The sequence below is a fragment of the Variovorax beijingensis genome, from assembly GCF_003951285.1.
GTDB lineage: Bacteria > Pseudomonadota > Gammaproteobacteria > Burkholderiales > Burkholderiaceae_C > Variovorax > Variovorax beijingensis.
Map to the genome: position 1 here is coordinate 57,294 of NZ_RXFQ01000024.1, position 19,440 is coordinate 76,733.

Genomic DNA, 19,440 nt, shown 5'->3' on the forward strand with positions numbered 1-19,440 from the left:
CTCGGTGGGTTAGATTCAGGTCGCAGTTCGGCTAGGCGTCCACGTCCGTGGAGAACGCGATCGCCTGCTGCGCCTCGAGTGCTGCGAGGCGTGCCGTCAGCGTCGAATGCAGGGCTTCGTAGGCATCGCTGCCCAGGGCCAGACGACGCGGCGCCTCTGGCTCGTCTGCGCAGGCAATCATGGCCTTCGCGATCTTCTGCGGATCGCCGCGGAAGGCCTGCAAACCGGCGGCGGCCATGCGGCGCCGCATCGCGCCGACGGTCGACTCTTCGTAGGCGGATAGCGGTTGTGCGCGCTCGGCGTTCGATCCTGCCCAATCCGTACGCGCGCCGCCTGGCTCCACCAGCGTGGCTTGAATGCCAAAGGGCGCGACCTCGGGAATGAGCGCTTCAATGAAGCCTTCGATGCCCCACTTGCTGGCGTGGTACACCCCGAGGGTGGGGTACGCGACCTGCCCGCCCACGCTGGATACCTGCAGGATGCGCCCGCCGCCATGCGCCCTCAGATGCGGCAAGACCGCTCGCACCAAGCGCATCGAGCCCAGCAGGTTCACGTCGAGTTGGCGGACCAGTTGCTCGTCGCTGACTTCCTCGGCCGCGCCGAAGAGCCCGTAGCCAGCGTTGCTCACGACCACATCGATGCGGCCAAGATCTGCAACCGCCTTTCCGATGACGCGCACGATGTCGGCGTTGTTGGTGACGTCGAGTTCGCTGCGCCAGAGACGCTCTCCGAAACGAGCTGCAAGGTCATCGAGCGAGGTCAGCCTGCGCGTGGTGGCAGCCACGCGATCACCACGGGCCAGAAGCTGTTCTGCCATCGCGCGTCCGAAGCCGCCGCTGGTTCCGGTGATCAGCCAGGTCTTGTTCATTTGCGTGTTCATTCGGGTTTCAGGGATTGCCGTGCATGAAAGGGCAACGCCCTCCACTTGTCGTTGTTGCCGGTTCTTGTTCTGCCTGCTGCGGCAGGCGCTGGACTTCTGCCATCAGCTGGCGGGCATGGGCCATCGCGAACTCACGGCTGGCGGGATTCGTCGCAATGATCAGGTGCCCGGCAGCGAGGCCATCGAACGCCTTTGCAGCGACCTCCGCGGAGTCCTGTGCGTAGGGTTCTATGCGCGCCGCGGCCTCGGCTGACGCGCCGATCAAGGCTGTGACGCGCTCGGTGCGCACCCACCCGGGAGTCAGAAGCGACACCTTGATACCGAGCGGAGCGAGGTCCCTTGCCGCTGTTTCCGTCAGGCCCAGTGCTGCGAATTTGCTGGCCGTGTAAATGCTCATCGGCCCGACATGCGGCGGCACGCCCAACGAATGTTCGGACCCGGTGTTCAGGATGAAAGCGGGCCGGCCAGCCGCGGCAGCCGCCTGCAGGTGCGGCGTGAATGCATGAATGCCATGAAACAGGCCGAGCACATTGAGATCCAGCACCTGGCGGGCCAGAGAAGGGTCCGTCGCATGCAGCGGCCCCGGCACGCCCCGGCCGGCGTTGTTGCATAGCACGTTGATGCCGCCGAATCGCTCGACGGCGTGCTCCGCCAGGGCGGCGACGTCCGGGTACTGCGTCATGTCGCACGGGCGCCATTCAGCCCGGCCGCCCGCGGCGGCAATCGCATCCACCGTGGGTTGGGCATCCTGCACATCGCCGATGATCACTGCCGCCCCGCGGGCCGCCGCTTCGAGCGCAAGCGCGCGACCGATCCCGGCTGCTCCACCGGTAACGACGATGACGGTGTTGTCCAGCGTCTTCATGGCTCAGGCAACTGCCAGCGGCAGCGACAGCAACTGGTTGATCATGGTGTTGCGGCCACGCCTGGGCTCGCCGTCGGGCCGCACGCGAATGCCGCGCCGGTGCATCTCCTCGAACAGGATGCGCAGTTCGAGCTTCGCGAGGGGCGCGCCCAGGCAAGCGTGGCAACCGCCGCCAAAGGCCATGTGGTTGTTCTTCGGACGTGCCGGGTTGAAGCGGTGCGGCTCCTCGAAGATTTCGGAGTCTCGGTTGGCCGAGACAAAGTACAGCTGCATCACATCGCCTTCGCGGATCTTCGTGCCGGCAAACTCCAGGTCCCGCGTGGCCACCCGCACCATGTTCATGGCCGGCGTGATGTAGCGGAGGAACTCATCGATCAGTGCATCGGTCGTGCCGGCCGCCACCGCTTCATTGGCCATTTGCGCAATCGCCTCGTCTTCCGCGATCATCCGCATCGCCTGGGCCATCACGGTGTGCGTGGTTTCAAAACCGGCCAGCAGCAGCACGCTCGTGAACGAGCGGTACTCGCCCTCGCTCAACTCTCCGCGCTCGTGTGCCTGCGCAAGCGCCGTGGCCATGTCATCCGCCGGTTCGCGCAGCTTGGCGGCCCGCAATTCCCACATGTAGTCGCGGATCGGGTTGTTGACCGTCCAGAAAGTCTTGCCGCCGTCGGGCACCTGCATTGCGGCAAAGATGTCGAACGTCCACTTCACCACGCGCAATTCCTCGTTGCGGGGAACGCCGATCACCCGGGCCATGACGCGCGAGGGGATCATCGCCGCCACTTCGGGTACGAAGTCGCCGCCGCCCTTGGCTATGTAGGCGTCCAGCGCTTCGGTCACGATCGGTCGAACCCATCCGTCGAAGTTCGCAACCACCCGAGGCCCGAAAGTCTTCGCCACGCCTCGGCGCAACTCGCCGTGCTTGGGCGGATCGTTCCACAAAATGTTCTCTGGATTCTTCCCCGGCAGCGGAAAGTAGGGTCCATGATTGGACGTGAAGGTCGCCGGATCGCTCTCGATCGCGGCGATGTCCTTGGCCCTTGTGACGGCCCAGAAGCCGCCGCTGAGCGTGCCGCGCTCGACCGGCTGCCAATAGAGGCCGGGCATGGCCCGAAGGGCATCGAAAGCTTCGTGCGGCACGCCGCCCACGAAGGTATCCTGGCTGGCCAGGTTGGGGATCTGTGTTGCGGCCACTGCGCTCATGCTTGTCTCTCCTTTTGCGATGGAAGGCGCCTCAACGGCGGCCGAAAGTCTGGCGATTGCCCAGGTCGACCCAGATCGACTTGGTCTCGGTGTACTCGTCGAGGGCATGGGAGCCGAGTTCACGGCCCAGTCCGCTCTGCTTGAAGCCGCCGAACGGCATCGTGTGGTGGACCATGCGGTAGGTGTTGACCCACACTGTTCCGGCGCGCAGACGGCGCACCATCCGCTGGGCCCGCGCCGAATCGCGCGTCCAGACCGCCGCCGCGAGCCCGAAGTCCACATCATTGGCAAGGGCCAGCGCGTCCTCCTCGCCCTTGAAGCGGATCACCGCCACAACAGGACCGAATACCTCTTCCTGCGCGAGGCGGGAGCTGTTGGCGACATCGGCGAACACGGTGGGCCGAACGAAGAATCCGCGCCGCGTGGCTTGCGCTTCATCGCGTACGCCGCCAGCCAGCAGCCGGGCTCCCTCGGATTTGCCGATGTCGATGTACTCCAGCACCTTGCGCAATTGCGCACTGCAGGCCAGGGGACCGACTTCGGTCGCGGGGTCGAGGGGGTCGCCGAGCCGCAGGGACTCGGCGGCGGCGGCCAGACGACGGGTGAACTCGTCGTAGATGCCGTCCTCCACCAGGAGCCGCGAGCCGCCCATGCAGGTCTGTCCGGTGGCCGCGAAGATGCCCGCCATCGCCCCGTGCACGGCGTTGTCCACGTCGGCATCGGCAAAGACGATGTTGGGCGACTTCCCGCCAAGTTCGAGCGTTACCCGTCCGATGCGATCCGCCGCGGCCTTCAGCATCGCGCGACCGCCCTGCGTCGAACCTGTGAAAGCAATCTTGTCCGCCCCGGGATGGGCTACGAGTGCGGCGCCGGCCGTCTGCCCATAGCCGGTGACCACGTTCACCACGCCCGCTGGGAAACCGGCCTGCACACAGAGCTCCGCCAGGCGCAAGGTAGAGGTGGGCGTCACCTCGGAGGGCTTGATCACCAGCGTGCAACCGGCACCCAATGCCGGGAACAGCTTCCAGGCGAGCAGCCCCAGCGGCGTGTTCCAAGGGGTCACAGCCGCGACGACGCCCAACGGTTCCCGAACCGTGCTGGTGCTCATGTTGGGAAAACCGGTGTCGACGGTCTCGCCGTGCATGTTTTCCACCAGCCCGGCAACATAGCGGGCATGGGCTCCCAGCACGAAGGTGCCGCGGCTCATCTCTCCAAGCAGCTTGCCGTTCTCCTGGATCTGGATCCTCGCGAGCTCGTCGGCGTTCTGTTCGATAAGGTCTCCCAGCCGGCGCAGCAACGCGGCCCGTTGCCCTGGAGGCGTCTGCGGCCAGCCGTCTGTATCGAACGCCCGGCGGGCGGCGCATACGGCGCGGTCCACGTCTCCCGCTTGTGCGGAGGGGACGCGGCCCCATTCGCGGTCTTCGTAGGGATCGACACAACGGAAGGTCTCACCACTTTGCGCAGCGACCCACTCGCCGTCGATCAGCATCCGGTAGTCGCGATCCGTGCTGGGGTCGAATCGTGTGGGGGCTTGGGAGGGTTCGCTCATACGGATACCTGAATGGAGTTGGAATTGGATGGAACTTGCGATGCCGCGCAGATAACGCTGGCCGCCAGATGGTTCAGTGGCACGGAGGTGTCGGCCAGCTTCGACGCAATGGAACTCACGCCACCGCCGACGAGCCTGCGCGCGGCAGCAAAGTCCCGCGGGCTCGACACGACGTCGGCAGCAATCAGGGCGCCCGCGCTGAGGTACCACACACTGAAGCTGCTGTTGGTCTGTGGGTCGCCGCGCACCACACGTTCGCAATCCGGCGTGTAGATGCCCACGCTCTGCAGCCGCGCATCGAACTGATTCGACCAGAACCACGGCGCCACACGAACAGGTAGCGGCTTTCCGGTGAGCGCGGCTGCGGCGATACGCGCCTGCTGCAAGGCGTTGTCTACCGACTCGATTCGGCGCAGCGTCCGGTCCGCGCCACATGGCTGCCGTGCGCAGTCCCCGATGGCCAGGATGCGGTGGTCGCTGGAGCGGCATGTCAAGTCCACGAGGACGCCCTCTGTTACGGCGAGTCCAGCCCTCTCGGCCAGCTCTGTTCGCGGCTGCTGGCCGATCCCCACCAGAAGGACGTCGCACGCGACGCGCTCTCCGTCCGCAAGCGTGACGGCCGTCACGTGCCCGCCTGCTCCGAACTCGAACGAGGCAATCTGGGACGCCAGTCGGATGTCGACGCCACGAGATTCATGCAGACGCCGGTAGAAGTCCGACACCGGCTCGGAGGTAACGCGGGCCAGCAAGCGTGGCTGCGCTTCGAGCACAGTGACCTGCAGTCCGAGCTGGCGCGCAGCGGCCGCCGCCTCCAGGCCGATGTAGCCACCGCCCACAATCACCAGCTTGGAACTGGTCCGCAGGCTTTTCTTGAGCGCAGTGGCGTCAGCCAGTGTCTTGAGGTAGTGGACGTTCGATGCACGCTCGATGTCGCAGCCGGCAAGACGCCGTGGCTGCCCACCGGTTGCGAGGATCACTGCGTCGTAAGGGAGTTCGCGCCCGTCATGCAGGCGGACTCTCCTGTTATCGCGGTCAATGGAGTCAACCGTGCCCGACAGGATTTCGATGCGCTGCTCGACATACACGCTGGCCGGCCGGATCGCCAGGTCGGCTTCGGTCGCTGCGCCTAGAAGGTAGGCCTTGGAGAGTGGCGGCCGTGCATAGGGCACGCCCTTCTCTTCATGAACGAGCGTGAGCGTGCCGGTATAGCCGCAGGCACGCAGTTCCGTGGCAACCTCGGCGCCGGCCTGGCCGGCTCCGACGATCACGACGGCCCCGTACTCCGGGGCTTGCGCGGCGTTCATTTCTGCGAGCGAGGCACGTGGACGACGAGGCCCTCGAGGGCCGGCGTAAGACGCACCTGGCACGCGAGGCGACTGCACGCCGTGGGCATCTCCGCCGTGCACTCGAGCATCTCTTCCTCGTCGGGGGAGCGGACGGGCACCGCCTCGAGCCATTGCTCGTCCACCATCACATGGCAGGTGGCGCACGAGAGTTCGCCACCGCAGTCTGCAACGATGCCTGGCAAACCGTGACGGCGTGCCACCTGCATCACCGATTCGCCGTCGAGCCCTTGTACGGTCCTGCGCTCGCCCGAGGCCTGCACGAAGGTCACCGCGGGCATACGGACCGTCCTGCGCGTTTGGCGGGTTGCTGGAAGTTCATGGATATGTCTCCTGCCGATTCACACATTGAATGGCAGGGATGCTGACGCCCTCGGCCGATAGCGTCCAATAGAAAGATGCGAGGTCTCGGATACGGGTTCGGTATGGCCCGTCCGCAGGCTCAGCGCGCAGCAGAATCCGACAACCAGGGCAGTCGATCCACCGCTGTGTAGACCCGCCCATCTGCAATCCGGCGGGCCGTTCGAACGAACGCCGCACGGCGCACCAGCGGATCGGCTCCCGCTTGGTTTTCTATCGCGGCGGCGACGTCCAGCACTCCGCACGGATGCCCAATTCGTATCGTGCCGCTCGCGTGCGCATCCGCGCTGACAAGGTCGTGAGCCACGCTTCCCTCCAACATGGAAGCAACGCCCAGGCAGGCGCTTCCCGTCCCAGGATAGGCCTTGTGCACATTGCCGCCCCTCGCGTAGAGACGCGCGCCGATGTCGCACTCGTGCGCCTCATGCTGCTCGCCTGTTGCATGATCGCACCAAGGACGCGGGGCGCTGACGAGCGCCAGCCACGGCGTCGAAGGTGGCTGTCGGGTGGCCGACTCCATATCCTTCGCGACGCCGGCGAGCAGTGCAGCTTCCAGCCGCACCCGCTCGCACAGCTGCATCAGCTCGCGGTTCGCCTGCATCGCGAGCGGGTCTTCGGTCCCCACCAAGCCCAGGTCCTCGGCGCGTACATAGCAGACCAGGTTCGCGAGGTCGACAATGGAGATCTCGATCTCTCTGCCATCGACGACCAGTCGATCGCGGACACGACCCGTCGGAAGCAACCGCCCCGTCGCGCCTCCCACCAGCTCCCTGAAATCCAGCCGCACGGGCGCACCGGTGCCGGGTACGCCATCGATGCGCTGCGAGCCCAGCACACGAGCCTTGCCGTCCTCGCCGACCTCCACGTCGGCGTGGATGATCTGGCCCATGTTGGTGGCGTGAATTCGCACCGAGGTGATGGGTCCGCGGGACGCCACAAGGCCTTCGTCGATGGCGAACGGACCGATGGCCGCGGAGATGTTGCCGCAGTTGATGTCCTGGGTGACGGTCGCCCGCTCGGGGATGACTTGCAGGAATGTGTAATCAACGTCCGCGCCGGGACGTGTGGGAGGGCCCACGATCGCGAACTTGCTCGTCAGCGGGTCCGCGCCCCCGAGACCGTCGATCTGACGGCGATCTGGAGATCCCATCACCGCGAGCACCCAGGCGTCCAGGTCCAAATCGCTTCGCATCGGCGGCAGGTCGGAGCGCTTCACGATGGCGGCCTTGCTGGTGCCGCCCCTGTAGTAGGCGTATGCGGTTGCGAACTGTTCCATCATGCCCTCCTCATTCCATGCGCAGCTTGTTCTTGGCGATCAGCCCCTGCCAGCGTCGCCCCTCGCGAGCGAGCCGCTCGGCGTAATCCTGCGGCGTGTGCTGCGACGCGACTTCCACACCGGAGGTTGCCATGCGCGTGCGCAAGGCCTCGTCCGCCCATACCTTGGAAAGCGCGGCGTGGAGTTTCTGGATGACGTCCGGCGCCACGCCACTGGGCACTGCCAGCCCGACGTGCATCTCCGCGTCGAAGGCGGGAAATCCTGCTTCAGCAAACGTGGGTACGTCAGGCAACGCCGCAATGCGCTTCTCGTTGGCAACCGCGAGCACCCGCAGGTCACCGGATCGGATGTGCGGCAGGTAGGTATTGAGCGCGGCAAACGCCACCTCCGTGTCGCGCCGTACGAGCGAGGTTGCCATCGGCGACCCGCCAGGATATGGCACGTGCACCATCTGAACATCGTTCTGGGCCATGAACATCTCGGCAGCCAGGTGATAGGCGGTGCCCGCGCCCGCCGACGCGTAGTTCACGGCGCCAGGGCGCGCTTTCAGATAGGCCACGAGTTCACGCACGGTGCGCACCGGCAACTTGGCATTCACGATCAGGCCCAGTGGGAACCGGGCGAGTACGCCGACGGGTGCGAGATCCTTGCGTGGGTCGTAGCTGAGGTCCTTGCGCAACAGGGCCGCCGTGGCCATGTTGAACTCGGTGCTCATGAGCACCGTGTACCCATCGGGCGGTGCGTGCGCAACCAGATTGGCGGCGAGCGTCGAGGCCCCCCCTGGACGATTCTCCAGCACGAGAGGCTGGCCCAGGCTTCGGGCCATGATTTCGCCCGCGCTGCGGCCAATGAAGTCCGCGATGCCTCCCGCGGACGTAGGTACCACCAGCTTGATGGGGCGGCCGGGGTAGGACTGTGCCTGCGCCATACGCGCCAGCACGGAGGCCCCAAGCGCAACGAGTGTTGTACGTCGGTTCATCATGATCTTTGTCTCCATTTCAAATATTCAACGTTATTGGGGATTGCCGCAAGTTGGACAGGTTCTCCCAGGTACTCCGCTGCTTAGAATCCAGTACGAACGCGACGAAGTTTCGCGGCGAGGAGACACGAGGTGGACATCAAGCAGCTGCGCGCATTCCTGGCCATCGCCGATACGGGAAGCATCACCCGCGCCTCCGAAACATTGCACCTGGTGCAGCCCGCGCTCTCGCGCCAGCTGCGCATGCTCGAGGACGAACTGGGCACCACGCTGTTCGAGCGCACCCCGCGCGGCATGGACCTCACGGACGCCGGCGCGCGCCTGATCGACCGGGCGCGGCGGGCACTTCGGGAAATCGACGGCGCACGCACGGACATCCTTGCCGCCAGTCCGGGTGCGGTGCGCGGCACGGTGGAATTGGGGCTCCTGACGAGCCAGAGCGAAATGATTGCCGCCCCGCTGGTGGCCGCGTTGCGGACCAGCCATCCGGACCTGCTGCTGCGCATATTCACGAGCTATTCGGACCGGCTGCGCGAGTGGCTGGAATCGGGCGACGTCGGCCTCGCGATGTTGACCGACTACAAGCAGTCGAGCCAGCTGGACATGCAGCCTCTCTTTGCGGAACAGCTGTGCCTGGTTGGCGGCCCGGCCTTGGAAGACCATGGACGCGAGCCCATTGGTCTGCAGCGCCTGGTGAGCCTGCCCTTGATCCTGCCGACCTTCTACCGGGGGCTGCGCCTGATCCTCGACCACGCGAGCGAGGCCCAGGGCGTCAAGCTCAACGTCATCGCCGAAACGAACGACACGCGGGTGCAGAAGGAGATGTTGCACTTGAACCTCGGCTACGCGGTTCTGCCCATCAACATCGTCGCCGCGGAAGCGGCCAGCGGGCAACTGAAGTTCACGCCGCTGGCCAACGAGGAGCTGCAGCGCCGCACCGGAATTGCCGTGTCGATGATGCGCCGCAACTCCCTGGCGGTTCGCGCCGTTGCCAATGAACTGAACGCACTCACCCGCACCCTGATCCAGGAAGGCCGCTGGGTGGGTGCCACCTGGATCGGCGAAGACTGACGCGAACGGAATCAGGCGTCGGCGCATTCGATCACGCCGTCCTTGCGCAGGGCCGAGATCTCCTGCGGCGTGTAGCCGCCGAGATCTTGCAAGACCTGCGCGGTATCCTGCCCGATCGAGGGTGCGGGCCGAGTCAATTGCATCGGCTCGTCCTCGAATTGAAACGGGAAGCCCTTGGCGAGAGAGCCATCAGGCAGGGTCCCGACGGCTTCCCACCAGGAGACACCCCGCCCCTGGGCGGCTTCCTTCCCGTCCCGCACGGGCGCAGAGGCCATGCCCAGCGCGGCCAGTGCTTCGACGGCCTCTTCAGCCGTGCGAGTGGCCATCCACCGCTCCAGGCGGTCCTGGATCCGTCCGATGGCTGAATCGGCCACCAGTCCGGCCAGCATCGGCAGCTGCCGCTGCTCCACGCTGACGGCAATCCACACGTTGTCCCGAGACGCATAGCAATCCTGGAGCGCATAGAGCGGATCCGCATTGCCCCGGGGCCGGCCCGAAGCGCCCTGCACGAAGCGCTCACCAAGCAGGAAGCTCGTCAGCTCGCGCTGAGACAGGTCCAGGTGCACTCCCTGGCGGCCCTGGGCTGCATGCCAGGCTGTGATCACCATGCCCGCCGCGAAGATCGCGACGACCTGGTCGGGATAGTTCAGGTCACGGCCGCTCACCGTCGGCGTTCCGCCCACGTACCCTGTCTCCGCCGCAAGACCCGACATCGCTTCGAGCGTCGTGCCGAACGATACGCGGTCGGCGTCCGGGCCGAACTCGCCATGGCTGGACAATGAGGCCAGGATGATGGAAGGCCGCACTGCGCGCAGTTGCGGGTAGTCGATGCCTAGCTTGGCCAGCACGCCGCGCCGGAAGTTCTCCACCACCACGTCGGAACGGGCGACCAGGCGCATGAACACCGCCCTGCCTTCAGGCCGTTTAATGTCGATACCGATTCCCTGCTTGTTGCGGTTGGTGAACCGGAAGAATGGCGAATCGTCAGCGCCACCGGGTCCGCTCCAGCGACGGAACGGATCGTGGTAGCCCGGCGATTCCACCTTGATCACATCGGCCCCGAGGTCGGCGAGCATGGCCGAGGTCGCCGCGCCAGCGGTGATGATGCCCAGGTCCAGGACCCTGCAGCCTGCGAGAGGACCGGTCATGCCAAAGTCTCCTCTTCCTGCATGCCTCGCGCCGGAATTCGCCCCGGCGCGAACAGCTCACCACTCCAGAGAACTGGAAGGCGCGGCACGGACACACTGCCTGCATCCGACGCGACGGAGCGCACGAAGCTCCGCGCGCGGTAGTGCGGATCGTCCGCCAGCTCACCGGCGCTTTGCACGACCCCCAGAGGCAACCGGTGTCGCGCGGCGAGCGCGTTCACCTCGCCCCGCGTCAATCTGGCCAGCGAACCTTCGAACAGCGCCGCAAGTTCGGACGCGTGCGAAGCACGGCCCGCGGGGGTACCGAACCGGGGATCTCGCAGGCGCGGATCACCCAACGTGTCGCGCAGCGTCTCCCACTCGTGGGGTTGATAGACCACCGCCACCCAGCCGTCCGCACACCGCACCACCGGCCAGCTCATCGCCTGGCCGGACCGCGTGGCAGGCGTCTCGCCAATGGAAACCGTTGCCAGGTTCTTCCAGTTCAGCCACAGTGCCGTTTCCAGCAGGCTCACCCGAACGACTGGCGGCTGCGGCCCGCGGCGACAGAACGCCGCCACCATGCCGGTATACGCCGCCAGCCCGGCGGAGTAAGCGACCTGGTGGCCGGCAAGGCGCACGGGCTCGCGACATGCATCGCCGACCAGATCCAGCAAGCCGCTCTCCGCTTCGACGGTGAACTCGCTGGCCGGCGGTTCGTGTCCTCGCTGGCGGGGCAGCATGCCCACCTGGACGATAGCGCGCGGAGCACCGGCAGCCAGCTTCTGGCCGAGCGCTTCGGCCGCGGCATTGCGCAGCCAATCGTCCCCGAGCAAGGCATTCGCACCGCCTGCGATTTCTCGCGCCAGTGTCGAGGCCGCGTCGCCCCCGACGCCCGTCACAACGTTTTTGCCTGCAGAAAGGAACGAATGGAGCGCCGAGGCCTCTTCGATCGCAGCGTTCGTATCCGGCAGCGCGGCCTCGCCGGCAGGTTGCAGGCAGACAACCTGCGCGCCGAGGTCGGCAGCGATTCGACCCGCGAAAGCCGCAGCGAGCCGCACACCCCAACTGCTGCGCGGCGAAACGGCCTCGAGCACAACACGGCCTTGGAGCAGCTTCGTCATGCTTTGTCCTTGAACGCTGCGATGCCTTCGGTCTGGGCCGTCGTGCGCGTCCGAATCCCGACGTTGAGGGCCATCGCGTAGTCGAACGCCGGTTCCAGTTCGGTGATTCGCTTCGGGATCATCTCGAGCGCGCGCTTGCTCTCGGAGAGTGCGATGGCGTCATGCCGGGCAATATGTTTCGCCAGAGCGTCCGCGGCGCCCTCCAGTTCGGGCAACGGCACACTCTCGTTCACCAGTCCCCACTGGGCGGCCGTGCGGCCGTCGATGCGATCAGCCGTCAACACCATCCAGGCCGCGCGCTTTGATGGCAGCATCATCTGCGTAGAAGGCCCTGCCATTGCGGGATACATGCCAAAGCCGAGCTCGGGCATGCCGATCTGCGCTTCGTGTGCGGCAATCGCGAGGTCGCACACGTTGATCAACGACACGCCGCCGCCCAGTGCATAGCCTCCGATGGCCGCGATGAAGACGGCTGGATGACGCCGGATCGCCAGCAACACCTCCACCCACTCGCGCGGAGCCAGCTCCCGTTCGCGCTGGGTGGCAGATGCGACCTCCTTCAAGTCCACGCCGCTGCAAAAGCTGCCGTCCTGCCCCGTGATGACCAAGACCTTGTGTGCGCTGCGAGCCCGTTCGAGGCACTGAAGCAGTCCTTTACGGGCCGCGCTGTTCATGGCGTTGCGCTGGGCCGGGCGGTTCAGCCGGATCAGTCCGTAGTCGCCACGATCTTCCAGCAGAACAGGTTCTTGCGGCGTGCTCATCGAGCGTCCTCCCCCACCGGCTCGAACACCGGGATCGAAACCTGCTCGTTGGCGTCGCGGAACGTCACGCGAACACGTTGGCCGATGCGGATCTCGTCGTTCGCAATGCCGACCAGGTTGGTGAAGATGAACGGCCCTTCGTCCAGTTGGACCATTGCCACGTTGTACGGCAGCTCGTCAGCGAAGCCGGCATAGTATTTTTGATGGAAGACCACCCACGACGTGACGGTGCCAAGGCCAGAGAGCTCCGCCCATTCCCATTCCTTGGAGAGCGTGCGCGGCGCGACCGGCGAAGGCGGAAACCAGAACTCGCCGGTCGCCTTGTCGCGCTGCATCAGCAGGCGATGCTCGCGGCAGGCATTCCAGAAGGGCCTGCTCCAGACGTCGACGACGGGGAGCGGCTTGCGGTAGAGAGTCGATGTTTCGCTCATGGACTCAGTTCCTGAAGATGATGGAAGTGGCGCAGTTGGTCGCGCAGATGTACTGGAGGGCCTTGCAATCCGGGATCTGCCGCTCGCCCGCGCTGCCGCGCAGCTGACGTACGGCCTCGGCGATCAATGCCCAGCCCTGCATGTATGACTCCGACAGGTGGCCGCCACTGGTGTTGGTGGGCCAGCGGCCGCGCCCGAGTTCGAGCATGCCGTCACGCACGAATGCGCCGCCCTCGCCGCGTTCGCAGAAGCCCATGCCCTCGAGCGCGAAAAGCACGGTGGGCGTGAAGTTGTCGTAGATCATCAGGCCGCTCAGGTCGTCGCGCGAGATTCCCGAACGCGCATGCACCTCCCGGGAAACCTCCTGCAGGGCCGGATGCCACAGGTCCGGGTGGAAGGTGGAGCTGTTGTCGTAGGTGTCGCGGCGGGCATAGCCGCTCACGAACACAGGTTTGCACCGCAGATCGCGGGCCCGCTCGGGCGTGGTCATGATCCAGGCCACGCCACCGTCGTTGATCAGGCAATAGTCATTCAGCCGCAGCGGATCCGCAATGAAGCGCCCTGCCTGGTGCTGCTCCACGGTCAGGGGCTCCCGCATCACGGCGTCCGGGTTCAGTATGGCGTGCTTGCGGAACGCCACCGCCACGTGGGCCAGGTCTTCTGAACGTGAGCCGTACCGGTTCATGTGATGGCGCCACATCATCGCGTGCAGCGCGCCCGGCGAGGTCATCCCCCAGGGCGACCAGGTGGCGTCGCCACCGCCATAGTTCATCCGCTGCGAGCGCCCGTTGTTTCCATACACCAGGGCGACGTAGTTGGCCTCGCCGCAGGCAAGCGCGTTGGCCGCCAGCTCGAGCGAGATCGAGGCGAAGCGGCCATGCACAGGCGTCTGCATGGTGAAGCGCGGATTGAGCCCTGCGACTTCGGCGAAGCGCTCGAACGATGGGATGCGGCTGACGATCAGCCCGTCGATCTGTTCCGGCTTCAGGCCGGCGTCTTCAACGGCACGCTGGAGCGCGTCCGCGCCCAGCCCATAGGCATCCGATTCGGGGAAGGATCCATAGGCCGTCGTTCCTACGCCGACGACACAGGCCCTGTCGCGAAGCGACCAGTCTGACATTTGATTCCTCTCAGGTTGAACGCCGGATGGCGTACAAGGGAATCGTGGCTCAGGGCTCTTTCGCAGTCCAATAGAAAGGCTTGAGGAGCCGCATAACCGAACGGAATAGGGCCGCCGGAGATCGACTCGTCAAGACCGGCGGACGTCCATCTCGCCGAATGCAGAGATTGCTTGAACGGCAGACAGCGCCCCCGTCCGTGGGGTGACTTCAGCTGCCCTTCGGATGCGCCACTGCAAGGCCGCGCGATGCCGACGCGGGGATCATTTCGACATCCTCGGATTGGCATGAGCGGATCCAGTGCCGACCGATGTCGACACTCCGTCTCCACGAGCAAGTGGGATCAGCTCGTGCGCATCAAGTCTGGAGAGAATAGCCCCTACGATCGGGCCTCAAGCGATGCCGCCGAAGCAGATGTACTTCGTCTCGACGTACTCTTCGATCCCGTACTTCGAGCCTTCGCGCCCGATGCCGGATTCCTTCACGCCTCCGAATGGAGCAAGTTCGGTGGATATGCCGCCCTCGTTCACACCCACCATGCCGACCTCCAGGGCCTCGGCAACCCGCCATGCGCGGCCGACGTCCCGGCTGTAGAAGTAGCCCGCCAGGCCGTAAGGCGTGTCATTGGCTTGGGCGACAACCTCGGCTTCATGCTCGAAACGTTGCAGGGGTGCCACCGGCCCAAATATCTCTTCGTGGCACATGCGCATATCGCCCGTGATTCCGGAGAGCACCGTCGGCCGAAAGAAGAGCCCACCGAGTTGATGCACGGTGCCGCCGGTTTCCACCTTGGCACCGCGGGCCAAGGCATCGCCCACCAGCACTTGCACCTTTTCCAGGGCGGCCTGGTTGATCAGCGGACCTTGCTGGATGCCCGGCGTGAGTGGATCGCCAGTCTTCATGCCGGCGACCGCCTCGCTCAGCATACTGCAGAAACGGTCGAACACGCCGGCTTGCACGAAGATGCGGTTGGCGCTGACGCAGGTCTGCCCCGTGTTGCGGAATTTCACTGCCATCAGGCCCGCCAGTGCGGCGTCCAGATCGGCGTCGTCGAACACGATGAAGGCCGCATTGCCGCCCAGTTCGAGCGACACCTTTTTGACTGTACCTGCGCATTGCGACATGAGCAGCTTGCCCACACGTGTGGAGCCGGTGAAGGACAGCTTGCGCACCGCAGGGTGCGTAGTAAAGACCTCGCCTACCGGTGCCGGCTTTGCCGTGGTCACGATGTTGAACACACCCGCCGGTACCCCCGCGCGCAGCGCCAACTCACCGAGCGCCAGCGCCGACAACGGCGTGTCCTCCGCAGGCTTGAGCACCACCGTGCATCCAGCCGCCAGGGCGGGCCCCGCCTTGCGGGTGATCATGGCGCTGGGGAAGTTCCAGGGTGTGACCATCGCCGCGACGCCGACGGCCTGCTTCACGACGACGAGGCGGCGGTCACGAACGTGCGGCGGGATGACATCGCCGTACACGCGCTTGGATTCCTCTGCGAACCACTCGACGAAGCCCGCGCCATAGACCACCTCACCAATGGCCTCGGCCAATGGCTTGCCCTGCTCGCTGGCAAGGATGAGGCCGAGATCTTCTCGGTGCGCAAGGATCAATTCAAACCAACGCCGCAGGACAGCCGCACGTTCCTTCGCGGTAAGCGCGGACCAGGCTGGCAAGGCGCGGTGCGCCGCTTCGACAGCCGCGGTGGCATCCTGCGCGCCCGAAGCAGGCACGTGTGCCAACCGGGCGGCGTTTGCGGGATTGACGACCGGATGCAGTTCGCCGGAGGCGGCGCTGCGCCATTCGCCATCGATCAGATTGAGCTGCCGCAGCAGCGTCTTGTCGGCGAGTCGATCTGCGAGGGTTTGGAATTGGGATATTTTGAGCGTCATGGCTCGACGCATTCTCCGCAGAGCCCGTGAGCGCTCAATCGACGAATACTCACGTCGCACCAGACAATCTCACGTTTGCGCCGCCTCTGCCACCGGCGTGCGCACTGACAATCGCACCGTGAACAGCCAAGCGAACGATGCAATTGCCGCAAGGCGATCCCGGCCACGACCTGGTCAGGAAACGACGCGCCGACACGTGCTCGAGACGGTTTATGAGCTGATTTCCGAACATGGCATCGAAGGCATCAGCATGAGGCAGGTCGCGGATGTGGCCGGCCTCTCCACGGGCACGATCAACTACCATTTCGGCAACAAGGAGAGCCTGCTCATCGCGGCGCTCGAAAGTGCCTACGAGCTGCCGTCCGACTGGGAACAATACCGCGGCTCGCCTGCGACGCAGTTGCGGCGGCTCGTGCTCGGCTATGTGTGCCGCACATCGAGAGACCGCTTCTGGCGATTCTGGATCAACTATCTAGCGGCCAGCACGCGCAACGAGGAGATGTCGGCGCACCAAAGGACCCGCTATCTGCGGCAGGAGCGCTTCTGGGCCCACCTGATTCGCGATGCCATCCTTGCTGGAGAATTCAAGGCCTCTCTCGATCCGCGCCACGAGGCGGAACAGCTGTTGCCGCTGGCACATGGGCTGCTGGTTCGCCAGCTGGTGAATCCGCAAGCGGAAGTCCGCGCCGAAGCCCGGGCACTGCTCGGTGCGCGCCTCGACAGCTTCCGTCGGTGAGTAGCAGTCACTTCAGCAGCGCGCGCGCGATGATCTCTTTCATGATCTCGTTGGACCCGCCGTAGATCGGGCCAACCCGCACGTTCGTGTACATGCGGGCAATCGGATACTCCATCATGAAACCGTTGCCACCGTGCATTTGCAGGCAGCGATCCACCACTTCCACGCACTTCTGCGTGGCCCACAACTTGGCCATCGCGGCGCCGGAATTGTCCAGGTCTCCACTGAGGGCCTGCACCACGCAATTATCGACGTACGCCCGTGCGACTGTGGCTTCGGTCTGGCACTCGGCCAGCTTGAAGCGAGTGTTCTGGAGTTCAGACAGGTTCTTGCCGAAGACGCGCCGCGAACGGACGTAGTCCGCCGTCAGGGCCACCGCCCGCTCCATTTGCGCCACCGCATTCATCGCGATGTAGAGACGCTCCACGGGAAGCTGAGCCATGAGTTGCGAGAAGCCGATTCCTTCGGTTGGGCCAAGCAGGTTCTCGACGGGAACCCGGCATCCGTCAAAAAACAACTCCGCGGTGTCCGATCCTTTGTTACCCATCTTCTCCAGTACGCGGCCGCGACGGAAGCCCTCCAGCCCTTCGGTCTCGGCGACGACGATCGAAATTCCCTTCGCGCCCTGGCCCGGGTCGGTCTTGACCACGACGCAGACCAGATTGGCGTGATAGCCATTCGTGATGAACGTCTTGGCACCATCAATGACATACGCGTCGCCATCGCGACGAGCACGGGTCTTGATCGATTGCAGATCGGACCCCGCATCGGGCTCGGACATGGCAATGGCACCTACATACTCGCCGCTCGCCATCTTGGGCAGCCAGCGCAGCTTCTGTTCCTCTGTCCCGTAGTGCAGGAGGTAGTGCGCCACGATGCCGCTGTGGACCGTATTGCTGAAGCTCCCGATGATGCTGCGCGCCTGCTCGCTGAATACCACGATGTCGTGGGCCAGCGTTCCGCCGCCTCCGCCGTATTCCTCCGGAATGCTCGCGCACAGAAGACCCATGGCGCCGGCCTTGTTCCAGGCATCGCGGTCCATCAGCAAATCCTTGGCCCAGCGCTCCTCGTTGGGAACGAACTCAGCCTCGAAGAAGCGATGAGCGGCATCCCGCAGCATTTCGAGCTCGGGGGTCATCCAGGGGGATACGTAAGACATGTGTATGGATTGCGTGGGGGCCGCTTTCAGGCGGCGGTGGTTTCGGAGTGATAGAGCTCGCGCAATTGGGTCTTCATCACTTTTCCGGTGCTGTTGCGAGGCAGCGCCGGAACGAAGAAAACGTACTTGGGCTTCTTGTAGCTCGCAATGCGTTCCCTGCAATGGTCGATGACGCCCTGGGCGTCCAGATGAGCGCCATCGTCCAGCTCCACGTAGGCGGCGACGGCTTCGCCGAACAAATGATCGGGAACGCCGATCACTGCAGCGTCGCGAACGGCTGGATGGGTCTGGATCGCCTGCTCGACTTCTTTCGAATAGATGTTGTAGCCGCCAGAAAGCACCATGTCCTTCTTGCGGTCCATCAGGTACAGATAGCCGCCCTCGTCGAACCGGCCCATGTCGCCCGTGGCCACCCATCCGTTGCGCAAGGTCTTGGCTGTGTCTTCCGGACGATGGAAGTATTCGCGCATCGTTGAGAAGCAGCCCGGCTCCCCGCTTCTTACCCAGATCTCTCCGACTTGGCCTACCCGGACCTGCTCGCCGGTGTCGCCAACGAGTTTGACATCCACTCCGGGCCACACGCGCCCGACCGAGTCAGGGTGAGTGAATTGCTCATCGCTATCGAGCCAGGCAATGGCCCCCGCCTCGGTCATGGCGTAGAACGAGTAGAAGCGCACGTGCGGCAACGCATCGCAAAGCCGACGCTTCACGACCAGGGGAAACGCCTCACCAGTCACCAGGGCAACGCGCAGCGACGCGAAATCCTCGGGCCGCGCCTCGACCTCTTGGAGCATCATCCGCCCGACGGTCGGCACCATACCGAGGACCGTGATGCGTTCTTCCCGAACCAGTCGGGCCGCTTCCGATGCGTCGAAGCGCGGCATCACCACCAGGGTGCTGCCATGCAGGATCATGTTCATCAGGCGCGCCATCCCGGTGCGATGCGCCAGCGGCGTGGTGCACAGGTGCCGGTCATTGGAGGTCAGATGCCAATGCCAGCCATTCAGGTATCCGTTGACGAACGCGTAGTTGGACTGGGTGAGCACCACGCCCTTCGCACGACCCGTCGTCCCAGAGGTGTAGCCCACCATGCAGGCATCGGCATCGAAAGGGATGTCGAGCGGTGCTCGCGGCTCGCCGGCATCCAACAGTTCATCCTGCCGCAAGTCTGCTTCGCAACCCGGACCGCATGCGATGGAGAGGATGTGCGGCCCTGCCTCGGCAGCGCGGGCGAAGTTGACCCGCGTGGCTTCGCTGATGAAGACGGCCTGAGGTGCGCAATCGGAGAGGATGTGCGCGACCTCCGGCACCGAAAGCGGAAGGTTCACAGGCACGGCGATACCGCCCGCCTTGATCACCGCAATGAAAGCCCGTACGAAAGCGACGCTATTGGGCAAGTAGATCGCCACCCGCTGTCCTGGCGTCACGTTCGCCTGATCACGCAGTGCCTGGGCCAGTCGGGTGGTCTGTTTGTCCAACTCTGCGAAGCTCAATCGCTCCGTACCGCAGACCACGGCATCCTTGCCACCCATGGTTGCGGCATGCGAGGCGAGGAATGAAGCGAACTTCATG

General features: G+C 65.0%; 18 protein-coding genes. 2 read left to right on the forward strand and 16 right to left on the reverse strand.

Annotated features, from left to right (window positions below):
* Positions 1 to 31: 31 nt before the first annotated feature.
* The 8 genes from EJO66_RS28920 to EJO66_RS28955 all read right to left on the reverse strand — a co-directional run bounded on the left by EJO66_RS28920 (position 32) and on the right by EJO66_RS28955 (position 8,473).
* Complete coding sequence (locus tag EJO66_RS28920) at positions 32 to 868, reverse strand: SDR family oxidoreductase (protein ID WP_125966785.1); 837 nt, start codon at positions 866 to 868, stop codon at positions 32 to 34.
* Positions 869 to 887: 19 nt separating this feature from the next.
* Entirely contained in the window at positions 888 to 1,745 is an 858-nt protein-coding gene (locus EJO66_RS28925; RefSeq protein ID WP_125966786.1) for an SDR family NAD(P)-dependent oxidoreductase, read from the reverse strand.
* A gap of 3 nt (positions 1,746 to 1,748) precedes the next feature.
* Entirely contained in the window at positions 1,749 to 2,894 is a 1,146-nt protein-coding gene (locus tag EJO66_RS28930; RefSeq protein ID WP_164547932.1) for a cytochrome P450, read from the reverse strand.
* 85 nt (positions 2,895 to 2,979) lie between these two features.
* Positions 2,980 to 4,497 carry an aldehyde dehydrogenase gene (locus tag EJO66_RS28935; RefSeq protein WP_125966788.1) on the reverse strand — a complete coding sequence of 506 codons (1,518 nt, stop codon included), beginning with the start codon at positions 4,495 to 4,497 and terminating at the stop codon, positions 2,980 to 2,982.
* The gene (locus EJO66_RS28940) at positions 4,494 to 5,801 is read right to left on the reverse strand and encodes an NAD(P)/FAD-dependent oxidoreductase (RefSeq protein ID WP_125966789.1); all 1,308 of its coding nucleotides are present in this window, start codon (positions 5,799 to 5,801) and stop codon (positions 4,494 to 4,496) included. The genes EJO66_RS28935 and EJO66_RS28940 overlap by 4 nt, the downstream gene beginning before the upstream one ends.
* Positions 5,798 to 6,121, reverse strand: coding sequence for a 2Fe-2S iron-sulfur cluster-binding protein (locus EJO66_RS28945; protein WP_125966790.1), 324 nt, complete (start codon positions 6,119 to 6,121; stop codon positions 5,798 to 5,800). The genes EJO66_RS28940 and EJO66_RS28945 overlap by 4 nt, the downstream gene beginning before the upstream one ends.
* Before the next feature lie 161 nt (positions 6,122 to 6,282).
* Complete coding sequence (locus EJO66_RS28950) at positions 6,283 to 7,479, reverse strand: PrpF domain-containing protein (RefSeq protein ID WP_125966791.1); 1,197 nt, start codon at positions 7,477 to 7,479, stop codon at positions 6,283 to 6,285.
* A 7-nt stretch (positions 7,480 to 7,486) separates the two neighbouring features.
* A complete protein-coding gene (locus tag EJO66_RS28955) occupies positions 7,487 to 8,473 on the reverse strand; it encodes a Bug family tripartite tricarboxylate transporter substrate binding protein (protein WP_125966792.1) in 987 nt (328 codons plus the stop codon).
* A gap of 114 nt (positions 8,474 to 8,587) precedes the next feature.
* Here EJO66_RS28955 and EJO66_RS28960 point away from each other — a divergent pair, with 114 nt between their 5' ends.
* Entirely contained in the window at positions 8,588 to 9,526 is a 939-nt protein-coding gene (locus EJO66_RS28960; protein WP_125966793.1) for a LysR family transcriptional regulator, read from the forward strand.
* An 11-nt stretch (positions 9,527 to 9,537) separates the two neighbouring features.
* Here EJO66_RS28960 and EJO66_RS28965 read toward each other — a convergent pair whose 3' ends face one another.
* The 6 genes from EJO66_RS28965 to EJO66_RS28990 form a co-directional block, all read right to left on the reverse strand.
* Positions 9,538 to 10,674, reverse strand: coding sequence for a CaiB/BaiF CoA transferase family protein (locus EJO66_RS28965; protein WP_125966794.1), 1,137 nt, complete (start codon positions 10,672 to 10,674; stop codon positions 9,538 to 9,540).
* Positions 10,671 to 11,777 carry a CoA transferase gene (locus EJO66_RS28970; protein ID WP_125966795.1) on the reverse strand — a complete coding sequence of 369 codons (1,107 nt, stop codon included), beginning with the start codon at positions 11,775 to 11,777 and terminating at the stop codon, positions 10,671 to 10,673. The genes EJO66_RS28965 and EJO66_RS28970 overlap by 4 nt, the downstream gene beginning before the upstream one ends.
* Positions 11,774 to 12,538, reverse strand: coding sequence for an enoyl-CoA hydratase/isomerase family protein (locus tag EJO66_RS28975; RefSeq protein ID WP_125966796.1), 765 nt, complete (start codon positions 12,536 to 12,538; stop codon positions 11,774 to 11,776). The genes EJO66_RS28970 and EJO66_RS28975 overlap by 4 nt, the downstream gene beginning before the upstream one ends.
* Positions 12,535 to 12,969 carry a Zn-ribbon domain-containing OB-fold protein gene (locus EJO66_RS28980; protein ID WP_125966797.1) on the reverse strand — a complete coding sequence of 145 codons (435 nt, stop codon included), beginning with the start codon at positions 12,967 to 12,969 and terminating at the stop codon, positions 12,535 to 12,537. Before EJO66_RS28980 ends, EJO66_RS28975 begins: the two co-directional genes overlap by 4 nt.
* 4 nt (positions 12,970 to 12,973) lie before the next feature.
* Entirely contained in the window at positions 12,974 to 14,089 is a 1,116-nt protein-coding gene (locus EJO66_RS28985) for a thiolase family protein (protein ID WP_125966798.1), read from the reverse strand.
* 390 nt (positions 14,090 to 14,479) lie between these two features.
* Complete coding sequence (locus EJO66_RS28990; protein ID WP_125966799.1) at positions 14,480 to 15,973, reverse strand: NAD-dependent succinate-semialdehyde dehydrogenase; 1,494 nt, start codon at positions 15,971 to 15,973, stop codon at positions 14,480 to 14,482.
* 118 nt (positions 15,974 to 16,091) lie between these two features.
* Here EJO66_RS28990 and EJO66_RS28995 point away from each other — a divergent pair, with 118 nt between their 5' ends.
* Entirely contained in the window at positions 16,092 to 16,709 is a 618-nt protein-coding gene (locus EJO66_RS28995; protein ID WP_164547933.1) for a TetR/AcrR family transcriptional regulator, read from the forward strand.
* A 7-nt stretch (positions 16,710 to 16,716) separates the two neighbouring features.
* Here the strand turns inward: EJO66_RS28995 and EJO66_RS29000 are convergent, their stop codons facing one another.
* Together EJO66_RS29000 and EJO66_RS29005 are read right to left on the reverse strand one after the other, a co-directional pair.
* Positions 16,717 to 17,847, reverse strand: a complete 1,131-nt coding sequence (locus tag EJO66_RS29000) for an acyl-CoA dehydrogenase family protein (RefSeq protein ID WP_420856709.1) — start codon at positions 17,845 to 17,847, stop codon at positions 16,717 to 16,719.
* Between the two features lie 47 nt (positions 17,848 to 17,894).
* A complete protein-coding gene (locus tag EJO66_RS29005) occupies positions 17,895 to 19,439 on the reverse strand; it encodes a class I adenylate-forming enzyme family protein (protein WP_125966802.1) in 1,545 nt (514 codons plus the stop codon).
* Between the last annotated feature and the right edge of the window lies 1 nt (position 19,440).

Bases quoted from the DNA above. Each gene is read 5' to 3' on its own strand.
- EJO66_RS28985 (WP_125966798.1), bottom strand. From the start codon at position 14,089: ATGTCAGACTGGTCGCTTCGCGACAGGGCCTGTGTCGTCGGCGTAGGA.
- EJO66_RS28980 (WP_125966797.1), bottom strand. From the start codon at position 12,969: ATGAGCGAAACATCGACTCTCTACCGCAAGCCGCTCCCCGTCGTCGAC.
- EJO66_RS28975 (WP_125966796.1), bottom strand. From the start codon at position 12,538: ATGAGCACGCCGCAAGAACCTGTTCTGCTGGAAGATCGTGGCGACTAC.
- EJO66_RS28920 (WP_125966785.1), bottom strand. From the start codon at position 868: ATGAACAAGACCTGGCTGATCACCGGAACCAGCGGCGGCTTCGGACGC.
- EJO66_RS28935 (WP_125966788.1), bottom strand. From the start codon at position 4,497: ATGAGCGAACCCTCCCAAGCCCCCACACGATTCGACCCCAGCACGGAT.
- EJO66_RS29000 (WP_420856709.1), bottom strand. From the start codon at position 17,847: ATGACCCCCGAGCTCGAAATGCTGCGGGATGCCGCTCATCGCTTCTTC.
- EJO66_RS28945 (WP_125966790.1), bottom strand. From the start codon at position 6,121: ATGCCCGCGGTGACCTTCGTGCAGGCCTCGGGCGAGCGCAGGACCGTA.
- EJO66_RS29005 (WP_125966802.1), bottom strand. From the start codon at position 19,439: ATGAAGTTCGCTTCATTCCTCGCCTCGCATGCCGCAACCATGGGTGGC.
- EJO66_RS28965 (WP_125966794.1), bottom strand. From the start codon at position 10,674: ATGACCGGTCCTCTCGCAGGCTGCAGGGTCCTGGACCTGGGCATCATC.
- EJO66_RS28950 (WP_125966791.1), bottom strand. From the start codon at position 7,479: ATGATGGAACAGTTCGCAACCGCATACGCCTACTACAGGGGCGGCACC.
- EJO66_RS28955 (WP_125966792.1), bottom strand. From the start codon at position 8,473: ATGGAGACAAAGATCATGATGAACCGACGTACAACACTCGTTGCGCTT.
- EJO66_RS28970 (WP_125966795.1), bottom strand. From the start codon at position 11,777: ATGACGAAGCTGCTCCAAGGCCGTGTTGTGCTCGAGGCCGTTTCGCCG.
- EJO66_RS28925 (WP_125966786.1), bottom strand. From the start codon at position 1,745: ATGAAGACGCTGGACAACACCGTCATCGTCGTTACCGGTGGAGCAGCC.
- EJO66_RS28990 (WP_125966799.1), bottom strand. From the start codon at position 15,973: ATGACGCTCAAAATATCCCAATTCCAAACCCTCGCAGATCGACTCGCC.
- EJO66_RS28940 (WP_125966789.1), bottom strand. From the start codon at position 5,801: ATGAACGCCGCGCAAGCCCCGGAGTACGGGGCCGTCGTGATCGTCGGA.